Source organism: Nitratidesulfovibrio liaohensis (genome assembly GCF_011682075.1).
GTDB lineage: Bacteria > Desulfobacterota > Desulfovibrionia > Desulfovibrionales > Desulfovibrionaceae > Cupidesulfovibrio > Cupidesulfovibrio liaohensis.
The window spans coordinates 1-11,014 of the sequence record NZ_VSMK01000002.1 but is presented as its reverse complement, the minus strand read 5'-3'; the positions used below and the strand labels follow the sequence as shown (position 1 = coordinate 11,014).

The window sequence follows — 11,014 nt, the reverse complement described above, 5'->3', positions numbered from 1 at the left end:
ATAGAGGTCAAGTTTCCAACCTATCGCACAAGGAGCCACCATGTCCGAAGTACACACGACCATCATTGACCTCGACGCCGGAGCCGTTTTCAGCGGCACCCCATCAGGGCGTATCATCAAGGGCTTCGACAAGTCCTGTGCCCACACCCCTAATATCGACCCGGACTATGTATTCCATGAGTGCAGCCGGGACATCGTCGTATGGCTCATGGACAGCTCAGACCCGCTGTACGTGTTCGGTCCCACGGGGAGTGGCAAGACCAGCGCCATCAAGCAACTGGCAGCCCGTCTCAACTACCCGGTGTTCGATGTGACCGGCCACGGCAGGCTGGAGTTCCCCGACCTCGTGGGCCACCTGTCTGTCCGGGACGGAAGCATGGAGTTCCAGTATGGCCCCTTGGCTCTGGCTATGCGGCATGGCGGGATTCTGCTCCTCAACGAGATAGACCTGCTGGAACCGGCTACCGCCACGGGTTTCAACGGCATCCTCGACGGAGAACCCCTCTGTATTCCCGAGAATGGTGGAGAGATCATCACCCCCCACCCCATGTTCAGGTTCGCAGCCACTGCCAACACCAATGGTGGCTCCGACGACACGGGACTCTATCAGGGCACCTTACGCCAGAATCTTGCGTTCCTTGATCGATTCTGGCTGTGCGAAATGCCGTACCCAGCCCCGGAAGCCGAGAAGGCGTTGCTGGAACGAAGGGCACCGATGCTGCCGGATGACATCAGGACGAGGATGGTGGACTACGCCAATGAGGTCAGGCGTCTTTTCATGGGGGAAAGCGGAACAACCTATGGTCACAGCATCGAGGTCACCTTCTCGACCAGAACGCTGTTACGCTGGGCTGATCTTACCGTTCGCTTTCAACCTCTCGCTCGCCAAGGCATCCAGCCGCTTACCTACGCCCTTGATCGCGCCTTGGGCTTCAAAGCCAGCAAGGACACCCGGACCACCCTGCACGAATTGGCGCAGCGTCTCTTTCCGCAGCATGCCGCAACGGGGGAGTAGACGGGAGCGGCCCTACCGCACCACTGGATGCGACCGCTCCCCTTGCGGATTTCTTGGATAACCTGCTGGCAACAGCACGCAAAGACCCAAGCCTTCTTCTTCGACACCCCATCTACGTCCATCTCGACAAGCCGACATCCCATGGGTGGAAGTTCTGGAGCGCTGCCACGACTCAGGACGGCATCACCCTTCGCTGGGCTCGCTATGGTCAAAAGGCACAGGAGCACGTCCTCACAACCGGACGCTGCCGCTGCGCAAGCCCTTTTGAGGAGCTTCGCTATCGGGTTCTGGACAAGCTCCGCAAAGGCTACCAGCCCGACATGAGCAAGTCCAAGCTCCCCTCTGTCTAATTCTATCCGCACAACTCTGAAATCTGGAACGATCGTGTGCCAAAAAGGATCCACGCGAGGAGTTACTCATGACACCACAGACCTTCCCCTTCTCCCACTCCATCGAACTCGTCAGGCCAACACCCCGTGGCAACGACTACCTCTACTGGCGGGCTGAAGCCTGCAAGGACGCTCTCAGAATCTGCACATGGTGCGCTGATGCCTCTGGAGTCCCCGTCGAAGGGCGGGTCATCCAGACCATCGCCTGCGCTCAGTGCCGCTCCGAAGACCCCGTGCTGGAGATGTGGTTCCGGGCGTCCCACAAGATCGACCGCATGGCATTCCACATCACACAAGGCTGTTAGGAGGCAGACATGGACCCTCTGAAGGAGTTACGCATCTACAGCTGTGAGCACGAAATCCACCTAGTCCACCGGGACAGGTTCGACGTGCTCGCCGCCCACTGGAGAGCGCGAGCTGAAACACACCAGTTGGTCATCATGGAATGGAAAGGCTTTCCCGATGACCCCACACCGAGGGGTGAAATACGCACGCAGCACATTGAAGCTCGAGAATGCACCGACTGCGACCCCGTGCAGGAACTCTGGCGACAGGCTGGAGACAGGATACAGCGACACTACCGTTTCAAGGACGGAGAGTAACGAGCCCCTCAAATGAGGGGCTTCTTCATTTGCATGGAGGACATCATGACCACAGACATCACTGTTCTGGAAAGTCTCATGGCCATTCACCTCGACGTGAACATCTGGACGGCCAGAAAGAAACTGAGCCCTGCCGACTTCGGCGGGGCCGAGCTTCCCCCCGAGGATCTGGCATCTCTGGGAAGCAAGAGGGTTTGTGATCCTGAAGACCTGAAGGTCTTTGGCACATTGAAGGCCCGTGCTGTGAGCCTTCTCGACCGTCATGGCATACGTTTTCTGGGCGGATGGGCCATCCCCCACGACCGGGCGGAAGAGATCGGTGCAGAGCTCGCAACGATACGTGACGCGTTCATGGAGGCCAAAGAGACCTTTCTTGCCCGGTATGACGAAGCCGTGCAGGAGTGGATCACCCGCCATACGGGATGGGAGCAGATCATTGCCAGTTCCACCGTTGGCGCGGATTACGTTCGAAGCCGTATGGGCTTCCGCTGGCAGGTGTACCGCATCATGCCGCCTGCACTACCACAGAGCGTAGAAGAGGGGCTGTGCGAAGAGGTTGTCGGTCTGGGGTCACGCCTTTTCGGGGAGGTGGCCAAGGCCGCCACAGAAGCGTGGCACAAATGCTATGCAGGCAAGACAGAGATCACCCGCAAAGCGCTCTCGCCTCTGCGCACCATACACCAGAAGCTATCGGGGTTGACCTTCGTCGAGCCGCGTGTGGCTCCCATCGCCGACCTGTTGCAGGTAGCGTTTGAAAGCCTGCCCAAGCGGGGCAAGATCGAAGGAGCTTCCCTGCTCATGCTACAGGGAGTCGTGGCTCTCTTGCGGGATACCGGTGCGCTTGTGGAGCACGGCCAGAAGATCCTTGAAGGGGCATCTCCCCAAGGGCTTCTGGCCATCCTTGGTGGCCCTGCCGCTGCATCTGACAGCGTGGCCGATGACCTCGCTGTCGAGATTGATGATGTGGTGGATGACCTCGCCCCGGCGCCTGTATTCCCCGGCAACCCGCAGCCTACGCTACCAAGCTACGGGCTCTGGTGATTCGCTGGACAGCATGCTGGAAGGCGTTTACCTAGCAACAAGATACGCGAGGATAGCTTACATGACTCACGATGCATTCCAGACAGTCGATGCGCTGAAGGCCAAGCTAGATTCGCATCGTCCTTTGCCTGCAGAGGCCGTCCGCCAACTCCGGACGGACATGGTCTTGCGGTACACCTTTCATTCCAACGCCATTGAGGGGAACACGCTTTCGCTCATGGAGACCAAGGTTGTACTGGAAGATGGCATGACCATAGGTGGCAAGTCTGTTCGTGAGCATCTTGAAGCCATCAACCATGCCGAGGCCATCAGCTTCCTTGAAACCCTCGTTGATGCGGGAGCACCGCTTGATGAGCGTAGCCTCAAGGAGCTGCACCAGTTGGTGCTTCGCGGCATATCCGACAGTGCAGGGCGTTATCGTACAGGGAACGTTATCATTTCCGGTGCCGGGCATACACCGCCAGATCATCTGCATGTGCAGCACCGGATGGACGCCTTCTTTGATTGGTATGGTCAGGAAGAGATGCAACTCCATCCCGTGGAGCGAGCAGCCCGAATGCATGCCGATCTGGTGGTCATCCATCCGTTTACGGACGGTAACGGGCGTACATCGCGCCTTGCCATGAATCTGGAACTGATGCGAGCAGGCTTCCCCACTGTCGTCATTCCCGTCGAGCAGCGAGCTGCCTACTACGAGAACCTTGATGCCGTAGGGACCCGGCAGGATTACGAGCCATTCATCCGGCAGGTTGTCGCCCTTGTCGAGCACAGCTTTGCCCCCTACTGGCCGCTACTTGGCCTAGCCTGAGAACCACAGCCATACGCCAGCAAAGCCCCGGAGCATCCGCTTCGGGGCTTTTGCATGTTGGAGGAACTATGCACGATTCACGAGCTGTCATGCGCTCGCTGCCCCTGGTCGCAAGTATCCTGGGGCGCAGATATGGCATTCAGGTGCAAATCGGCGGAACCGAAGCCTACACCGACGGCAAGACCATTCATCTTCCGTCGCTTCCCGTTGAAGACAACAATCTGCTTCCCCTCGTTCGTGGCTATCTCGACCACGAAGCGGGGCATGTCCGGGAAACGGACTTCGACGTGTTGCGGGAAGCCACGCTTACCCCGCTTGAAATGCACATATGGAACATCATTGAAGACTGGCGCATCGAAAACAAGCTGGCGTCGATCTTTCCCGGGTGCCGTCAGAACTTCGACTGGCTCATCACCCATCTCTTCGGCTCAGCTACCCCCGACGTATCCGCGACTGGGGATGCGTCCTGCATTCTCAACTGGATGCTCCTGACGGTGCGATGCTGGGATGTCCCCGCGCTCAGCACCGAGCGCGATACCATCGCATCCATGGTTGATGCGGGATTCCCCGGCGTCCGGCAGCGGATTGCCCCATTGCTGAACAAGGTACGAACGGATTGCGACGCAACAGCTGATGCCATTCGCCATGCACGGATAATCGTTCAAGCGCTTCGAAAGCAGGTGGCTCACTCAAGCCCTTCGGCGAATACCCAGCGCAAAACGACGAAAAAGACCATTGTGCGAGAGCCATCTGATGGCCCTGCAGCGGTGGAAGAGGGCTCTGGGCACTACACCCCGGAGCGCATCCGGGCCATGGAAAGCCTGCTGGAGGCCAACGAAGACACACTCCCCAAAACAATGGGCGCAGTCTTGGCTGAGGCCCTGCAACAAGCACACGGCACATCATGGTCCACAGCTGTTGCCGTAGAGCAGCCACGGCTGGCCTACCCGCTGGATGCGGATGCCATAGCGCAGGCTCGCGCCGCCTCCATGGCCCTTAAAACACGGCTGCATGGGCTGGTACAAAGTGCCGTCGTAACGCGGTGCGCCACGGGTAGGCGTGGAAGGCTGGACCCCAGCCGTCTTCACCGGCTTTCCGTGTCAGATGGGCGTTTGTTCCGCCAACGTGGAGAACGCCACGGCATCAACACGGCGGCACACATCCTGTTGGACAGCTCCGGCTCCATGTCCGGTTGCATGACGCTGGCATCGACTGCGTGTCATGCCACGGCCAGTGCTCTGGCAGCCTGCGGCGTCAACGTGGGGCTGACGGCCTTTCCGGGGCACTATCTCACGGCTCAGGCCAACTGGGCGAGTGTGTCTCCACTCATACGCCATGGGCAACGTGTGCATTCCAAGGTCAACGTGACCTCTGGCGGAGGCACTCCCCTTGCGGAGTCACTCTGGTGGACCATGCAGACCATGTTGCCCCTTCCAGAGTCCCGTAAGCTCATCCTGATCATCACCGATGGCGACCCCGACTCGGGAGTGCAAGCGGAAGAAGCACTCGTCGGTGCAGCACGTGCCGGATTCGAAGTCTACGGAATCGGCATCATCAGCACCGCCATTCTCTCCCTCCTGCCAGGCAATAGCTTGGTCATTTCCAGCATGGGGGAACTGGCTCCTGCCATGTTTACGCTTCTGCAAAAGGCAATGCTGCGCTGCGCCTGACGCCCCTTGAATGGCTCAAGCCTTACACCCTGAACCCGGAGGAGCCATGTTTTGGAGCAAGCCTTGCTCTTACTGGCGTTGCCACTTCTGTTTCCTGATGCCCCCTGAGTGCTTTCTGCTCAGGGCTTGCCCCCGTCAAACCCGCTTGATGAAGGAGGATCTATGAGTTGGGGACCTTTTATCGCGATCGCCATCGCCGTCCTGAATGTCGTCAAGGAGAGCATCGATGACTGACCTCGAATCCAAGGACAAGGGGCTGAGCAAGGTGTGGGTGTTTCTTGGTGGCTGCCTGACAGGTGTCGCAGGTGTATTCGTGGCAGCTATGCTTTCGGAGGAAAGCGATACGGAGATGCCTCGCTCTGAAGATGAACTGTTGGCATTGCCAGAAGGACACCCCTTCGAGGAGTAGTCTATGGTGAGGGGGGGAGCATGCCCCTCCTCACGCTTACAATCTCTGTGTCAAAGCGACACGATGCGCCAAAAAGAAGCTAGCACAAGATACTGATATACATATTTTTTTACTTTTTGGACTCATTTTTTTCACCGTAATGCGACGCATACCCACCGAATCACCGGTGCATTTCGCGGCACAACCCCGGCGCATCGCGGTAAAAGCACCGCGCATGGCCGGGCATTTCAGAAAAAGGAAGGGTGCCCCGTATGCTGAGGCACCCGTTCAAGACGGAATCGCTTGCAAGCAGATCTACGCACAACGGTAGTAGGTGGACTTGCCGCGGCCTTCCCTTATGATGATCTCTCGGTCCGAAAGATTTCGGAGTATGCCACCAAGCTTGTCCGCCTTGAGGCCGGTCCGTGTTTCCAATTCAGACCTGGATCTCTTCTTCTCTTTCAGCGCACTGAACACCTTTTCCTCGTCTGGCGACAGGGAGTCCATGTCGACATCCCGGGTGGGAACAACGGGGGGCTCCACGGCCCTCGGCTCGCTGCTCAACCCTTCAGACATAGGCGATTGCCCGACATCTGCGAGAGAGCCCTCGATATGGCGCCACCCACTACCTACCGGAAGGTGGTAGGTACAGGATTTCCTTTCAAGTTGGGGCGCGGCCTTGCACTTGGCAACGGTCATTCGCACGACCGGACCGTCGGCTTGACAAATCTTCTCCAACTGAGGGCTCTTGTCCTCTAGGCTTGCCAACTGCTCGCGCCCATCCAGGCGGATGACGTTCTGGGACAAACTAGCAAGATCACTAGACCCTTTGAAGCTTGTTCCATCCTTGCCGGAGTGATGCACAATGATGACCGCGATCCCGGCTTGTTCTACTTGTCGAACGAAGTTGAACAGCCCATCGGCGTTACTCTTGGCCGCGCTAGGAGCTAGCGACAACAAGTTGTCGATGACAAGCACATCCGCCTTCGCTTGGCGGAGTAGCTCGATGACCTCTCGCGAGCATCCCCCATCCAGAATGTTCAAGCCGGATTGGGGCACGATACTCAAATTCTGATTCACGAGTACTTGGGCATCCGGGTTGTCTTGAAGGAGTTGGTCACAGCGCGCTTTGAAGTCTTCCTTGCCAACCTCGCCATCAAGGTAGCAGATGCGGCGAGGGGCCATCGCAGGCAGTCCGAATGCGTTAAAACCACCAGCCATAGCCAGGGCCAGTTGGATAGCGACCCAGCTTTTGCCTGCATTGGAGCACCCCCAAATCAGTGTCGTGTACCGAGACGTGATCAGAATATCCAAAGTCAGGACATGCGTGCCACCCGGTTCCTCTCCCTGAATGTCGCCAAGACGAAGAAACGGGATGGTTCCCTTGCTTTCCCGAACCTCCTCCGTGGGAACGGACACAAGGCCCACGGACGCCATCCACCCCCTATAGTCCGCTGTCGCAATAGACTGGTGGCACACGTCCTGAGCAAGCTTTGAGGGCAATTCAACACGATCAAGGTACACCGCCCTCCCCCACAGCTCCTTTTGCCACGGTCCCTGGGGGCAAGAGTCATCAAGGACCGGCATACCGGGGACAATGATGGGCCACGGGTAGACACCCACGCTCTCTGCGCCTTCCTTTGCGCAACGCTTCGCCCATTCTTCGGCTCCCTTCAACTTCTCGCGAGTGGAGCCGGGGACGATCACGACAGGATGCCCCGCAAGATCTTTATAGTGCAGGGCGTCAAAAGCCTCCGCCCCTCCAAAGCATCCGGAGACAATGACCCCCACGCGTTCAAAGACTTTGGCTTCCCGTGCCATTTTGCGAAAATGCATGGCTACACGCATATCAAGGCAGAGCAGCACGGGAGCTTCCCGATCGTCTGCCATCCTCGTACGAGAATACAGCCAAGCAGAGGCTGGAGTCGCACCGATACGGAGCACAGGACGCCCTTCGAAATCCGTTCGGCCAGCGACCAGAAAGAACTCCTTGCTCCCGTGCCGATAGCAACACACAGCCTGCTCAATGGCTCCCGCGAAGTCATGGATGTAGTCCAGGTCGGCAAGCGTGTAGGGAGAGTCTTTTACGAAGAGCTGCTTCGGAATATTCTTCGCAACGCTACTGATGCGCGGCGACAGGGGAGGCCGTGCATTGGCCCCAACCGGAAACGTCCGAAAGCAGTACTCCGGTTTCAAACCGAGCAGCTCTCCCACGACTAGAGTCGCCTGAAGAGGACTTCGATTCAGGCTTGAAGACGCCAGGGAGATTAAGGACTCTTCCCTCTTGTCAGTCTTGGAGACCCGGCTGCTAGCGACGGCAATGCCCAAATCCATCAATACCTGCTGGCGCCCTCCGGCATCGAGCATTGAGCATTCCCACTCGACCAGCGAGCGAAATACGTCTGTATAGAAAGTCGCCATGAATGCGGACGGAAGATTTGACTTGTCAATCTTGTCCACTATCTGCTCCACCTGCGTGGATCTTCTCGGGGCTCCTTGAGATAGCTCCGCAGGATACAGGCTACATGCACGAAGAGACGCTCCTGCGGGTCGACCTCTCTCCCATGAGGCGCTCCGTTTCATCCTAACCTGCGCATCTGGCTGGGGGAACGAAGTGGTTCTTGTCGGAGTGATGTCAATGACAGCAGGCTCACCAAGCAAAGATTCCTTCCTGAGCGTGCAGGAACTGGTTACCGGTTGCCCGGTTGTGCTAGCAAGTTCTATCATTTCTGCAATGGGCTGCTTTTTCATACGAACTCCTTTGCATAGGCTGGAGTGGTGTCCCCCAGCCTATGACATCTATCGCTTTGGGATAATTGTGACGTCCAAACGTGTCAGCGAAATATGGACCTCTTCGACCTTCGCAAGAGACTCTGGCGATGTCTCGACGACTTCCTTGATGCGCGCTGCAAGGGCATTGAGATCGTCCGGCGGGAATATGGGATCGCAAACATCTTTTTTCTGATGCACAACTACCTCTCATGCGTTAGAGATTAAGTAGATTCATCCACCGCGTTTGCTACCAACGCGAGGCCTTGAACTACGAAAAGTCGATTCTGTTCGCCTGCATGAAGCTGGCAATGTCTGTTATCGAGTAGCGAACCGCTCGACCAACCTTGGTGTAGGGGAGTCCCTTTCTTCGCAAGCGATGACCGCGGAGAGTGTGGACGCTCAAGCCAGTCAGCTGAGCTGCGGTTTTTTCTGATACCCACTGGAGGTCTGAGGTCTCTGTGCGTTTAATGCTACCTGCGTTCATAACAATCCTCCTGAAGAGAAAACGTTTTTCTTAAGTGCGCTATCTCGCGCAGCCAACAGGTCAGTAGAAACCAAAAATCTCAAATCTTGTCATGGACACCAAAATTCCAAGTTTGGGGACCATCGATTTATTGGCAGTCGTAGCCCACGGGAGATGCTCTAAAAAGTAGAAGGCCTCCCAAGTTTGGGAGGCCTTCTACGCTGCATACGGAGCAGGTGTTCTTATGCTTTTGCTACTGCGAGAGTTGAATTAACTAGCTCAAGGTTGGAAATAGGGTTGGAAATGCAAAAAGGCTCTTACGAGTTTTCTTCGTAAGAGCCTTTATTTACTGGTTGCGGGGGCAGGATTTGAACCTACGACCTTCGGGTTATGAGCCCGACGAGCTACCGAGCTGCTCCACCCCGCGACACGATGTGGGGATTGCCTCCCCCAGCGAAGAAGGTGTGTATACGCGGGGGCGGCCGGACTGTCAACCGCGCATTTACATCGCCGGGCAAATTCCTTATGTAGTGCGGGCCATGCAGAACAAGAACATCACCTCCCTTTCCGTCGTGCTGCCCGTGTACAATGAACAGGACAACCTGCCCGCCCTGTTCGAGGAAATCCGCCGCTCCATCGCCAACATCGGCAAGGAGTGGGAAGTGCTGTTCGTGGACGACGGCAGCAAGGACCGCAGCCTTGAGGTCATCAAGGCCCTTGCGGCGGAGCACCCCCAGGTGCGCTATCTGTCGTTCCGCAAGAACTGCGGGCAGTCCGCCGCCTTTGCCGCCGGGTTCCAGGCCGCGCGCCACGAGGTCATCGTGACCATGGACGCCGACCTGCAGAACGACCCCGCCGACATCCCCGCCATGCTCATCGAGTTCGAACGCGGCTACGACATGGTCATCGGCTGGCGCGCCAAGCGCAAGGACACCTTTGCCAAGCGCATCGCCTCCAAATGGGCCAATGCCATCCGCAACCGCCTGACGGGCGAGACGGTGAAGGACACCGGCTGCTCTCTGAAGGTGCTGCGCACCCCCATGGCCCGGCGCATCCCCATGTTCACCGGCATGCACCGCTTTCTGCCCACGCTGATGAAGATGCAGGGCGCCACCGTGGCCGAACTGAAGGTGAACCACCGACCGCGCCTGCACGGTGTGTCCAAGTACGGGGCCTTCAGCCGCGCCAAGACCGCCGCCTTCGACCTGCTGGCCGTGGCGTGGATGAAGCGCCGCTACATCAACTACGACATCGCCGAGCACAACTGATTTCAGGGCGGGGCACACCACCACCCTGCTCCGGGCCGGACCTCCCCTCATCACCTGCACGGGCTTGCGGAAATGGACACGCTGGAATGGATGCTCTGGCCCGCCCGCTGGGCCATCCTGGCAGTGGGCCTGCTGACGCAGGTCGCCGCGCTGTTCTGGACGGTCCGCCGTGGACGGCATCCGGTTTTTGCTGCCTCCGCATCTGCCCCACAAGCACCGTCCGAAGCCACCCGCACAACTCTCTCCTTCGATGCGGGCGGTGCCGCCCCTCCGGATACGCCCCCGCCTCCCGGTGCCGCACACCGCTCCCCCTGTGAAACGACAGCCGCGCCAGCGCCCCACATCGCCGCTACCCCACGCGGCCCGAGCCTCCTGCGCATCGCCACGCTGACCGGCGGTGGCCTCGTGGCCGTCTTCGCCCTGCTGGAACGCGACATGCTGTTGCTGGCCGGGCAGACGCTGGTGCTGCCGCTGTTCTGGACGCGCCTTCGCTGACACTCCCGGCACCTTGACGTCGCTGCCCGTTGCCGCTACTGCGCACATGCGGCGTGCGCCCGACCGGCACACGGTCCGCCTGCACAGCGGCGGGCTCCGCGCG

Annotated in this window: 11 protein-coding genes and 1 tRNA gene; 9 read left to right on the top strand and 3 right to left on the bottom strand. The window is 58.5% G+C overall.

Annotated features, from left to right (window positions below; genetic code table 11):
- Nucleotides 1–40 precede the first annotated feature (40 nt).
- From FVW27_RS00115 to FVW27_RS00085, 7 genes are all read left to right on the top strand, one after another.
- Nucleotides 41–1,015: an AAA family ATPase gene (locus FVW27_RS00115; RefSeq protein WP_167121747.1), complete on the top strand. Its 975-nt coding sequence runs from the start codon at nucleotides 41–43 to the stop codon at nucleotides 1,013–1,015.
- 418 nt (nucleotides 1,016–1,433) lie between these two features.
- On the top strand, nucleotides 1,434–1,709 hold the full coding sequence (locus FVW27_RS00110; protein ID WP_010939319.1) for a hypothetical protein: 276 nt from the start codon (nucleotides 1,434–1,436) through the stop codon (nucleotides 1,707–1,709).
- 9 nt (nucleotides 1,710–1,718) lie between these two features.
- Nucleotides 1,719–2,006 carry a hypothetical protein gene (locus tag FVW27_RS00105; RefSeq protein WP_010939320.1) on the top strand — a complete coding sequence of 96 codons (288 nt, stop codon included), beginning with the start codon at nucleotides 1,719–1,721 and terminating at the stop codon, nucleotides 2,004–2,006.
- Between the two features lie 45 nt (nucleotides 2,007–2,051).
- Nucleotides 2,052–3,047, top strand: a complete 996-nt coding sequence (locus FVW27_RS00100) for a DUF3150 domain-containing protein (RefSeq protein WP_011792971.1) — start codon at nucleotides 2,052–2,054, stop codon at nucleotides 3,045–3,047.
- Nucleotides 3,048–3,108: 61 nt separating this feature from the next.
- Nucleotides 3,109–3,855 carry a Fic family protein gene (locus FVW27_RS00095; protein WP_167121746.1) on the top strand — a complete coding sequence of 249 codons (747 nt, stop codon included), beginning with the start codon at nucleotides 3,109–3,111 and terminating at the stop codon, nucleotides 3,853–3,855.
- An 89-nt stretch (nucleotides 3,856–3,944) separates the two neighbouring features.
- The gene (locus FVW27_RS00090) at nucleotides 3,945–5,525 is read left to right on the top strand and encodes a cobaltochelatase CobT-related protein (RefSeq protein ID WP_243838111.1); all 1,581 of its coding nucleotides are present in this window, start codon (nucleotides 3,945–3,947) and stop codon (nucleotides 5,523–5,525) included.
- Between the two features lie 226 nt (nucleotides 5,526–5,751).
- Complete coding sequence (locus FVW27_RS00085; protein ID WP_010939325.1) at nucleotides 5,752–5,934, top strand: hypothetical protein; 183 nt, start codon at nucleotides 5,752–5,754, stop codon at nucleotides 5,932–5,934.
- 294 nt (nucleotides 5,935–6,228) lie between these two features.
- Here FVW27_RS00085 and FVW27_RS00080 read toward each other — a convergent pair whose 3' ends face one another.
- From FVW27_RS00080 to FVW27_RS00070, 3 genes are all read right to left on the bottom strand, one after another.
- Nucleotides 6,229–8,373 carry an AAA family ATPase gene (locus FVW27_RS00080; protein WP_341806014.1) on the bottom strand — a complete coding sequence of 715 codons (2,145 nt, stop codon included), beginning with the start codon at nucleotides 8,371–8,373 and terminating at the stop codon, nucleotides 6,229–6,231.
- Nucleotides 8,374–8,953: 580 nt separating this feature from the next.
- Nucleotides 8,954–9,169, bottom strand: coding sequence for a helix-turn-helix domain-containing protein (locus FVW27_RS21205; protein WP_141291595.1), 216 nt, complete (start codon nucleotides 9,167–9,169; stop codon nucleotides 8,954–8,956).
- Between the two features lie 329 nt (nucleotides 9,170–9,498).
- Nucleotides 9,499–9,575: transfer RNA gene (locus tag FVW27_RS00070), tRNA-Met, on the bottom strand.
- A 112-nt stretch (nucleotides 9,576–9,687) separates the two neighbouring features.
- Here FVW27_RS00070 and FVW27_RS00065 point away from each other — a divergent pair.
- Together FVW27_RS00065 and FVW27_RS00060 are read left to right on the top strand one after the other, a co-directional pair.
- Nucleotides 9,688–10,416, top strand: a complete 729-nt coding sequence (locus FVW27_RS00065) for a glycosyltransferase family 2 protein (protein WP_167121743.1) — start codon at nucleotides 9,688–9,690, stop codon at nucleotides 10,414–10,416.
- 72 nt (nucleotides 10,417–10,488) lie between these two features.
- On the top strand, nucleotides 10,489–10,911 hold the full coding sequence (locus FVW27_RS00060) for a hypothetical protein (protein WP_167121742.1): 423 nt from the start codon (nucleotides 10,489–10,491) through the stop codon (nucleotides 10,909–10,911).
- The last annotated feature ends 103 nt before the right edge of the window (nucleotides 10,912–11,014 follow it).

Coding starts and splice junctions, on each gene's coding strand:
- FVW27_RS00065 (WP_167121743.1), top strand. CDS start 9,688: ATGCAGAACAAGAACATCACCTCCCTTTCCGTCGTGCTGCCCGTGTAC.
- FVW27_RS00085 (WP_010939325.1), top strand. CDS start 5,752: ATGACTGACCTCGAATCCAAGGACAAGGGGCTGAGCAAGGTGTGGGTG.
- FVW27_RS00060 (WP_167121742.1), top strand. CDS start 10,489: ATGGACACGCTGGAATGGATGCTCTGGCCCGCCCGCTGGGCCATCCTG.
- FVW27_RS00110 (WP_010939319.1), top strand. CDS start 1,434: ATGACACCACAGACCTTCCCCTTCTCCCACTCCATCGAACTCGTCAGG.
- FVW27_RS21205 (WP_141291595.1), bottom strand. CDS start 9,169: ATGAACGCAGGTAGCATTAAACGCACAGAGACCTCAGACCTCCAGTGG.
- FVW27_RS00100 (WP_011792971.1), top strand. CDS start 2,052: ATGACCACAGACATCACTGTTCTGGAAAGTCTCATGGCCATTCACCTC.
- FVW27_RS00090 (WP_243838111.1), top strand. CDS start 3,945: ATGCGCTCGCTGCCCCTGGTCGCAAGTATCCTGGGGCGCAGATATGGC.
- FVW27_RS00105 (WP_010939320.1), top strand. CDS start 1,719: ATGGACCCTCTGAAGGAGTTACGCATCTACAGCTGTGAGCACGAAATC.
- FVW27_RS00115 (WP_167121747.1), top strand. CDS start 41: ATGTCCGAAGTACACACGACCATCATTGACCTCGACGCCGGAGCCGTT.
- FVW27_RS00095 (WP_167121746.1), top strand. CDS start 3,109: ATGACTCACGATGCATTCCAGACAGTCGATGCGCTGAAGGCCAAGCTA.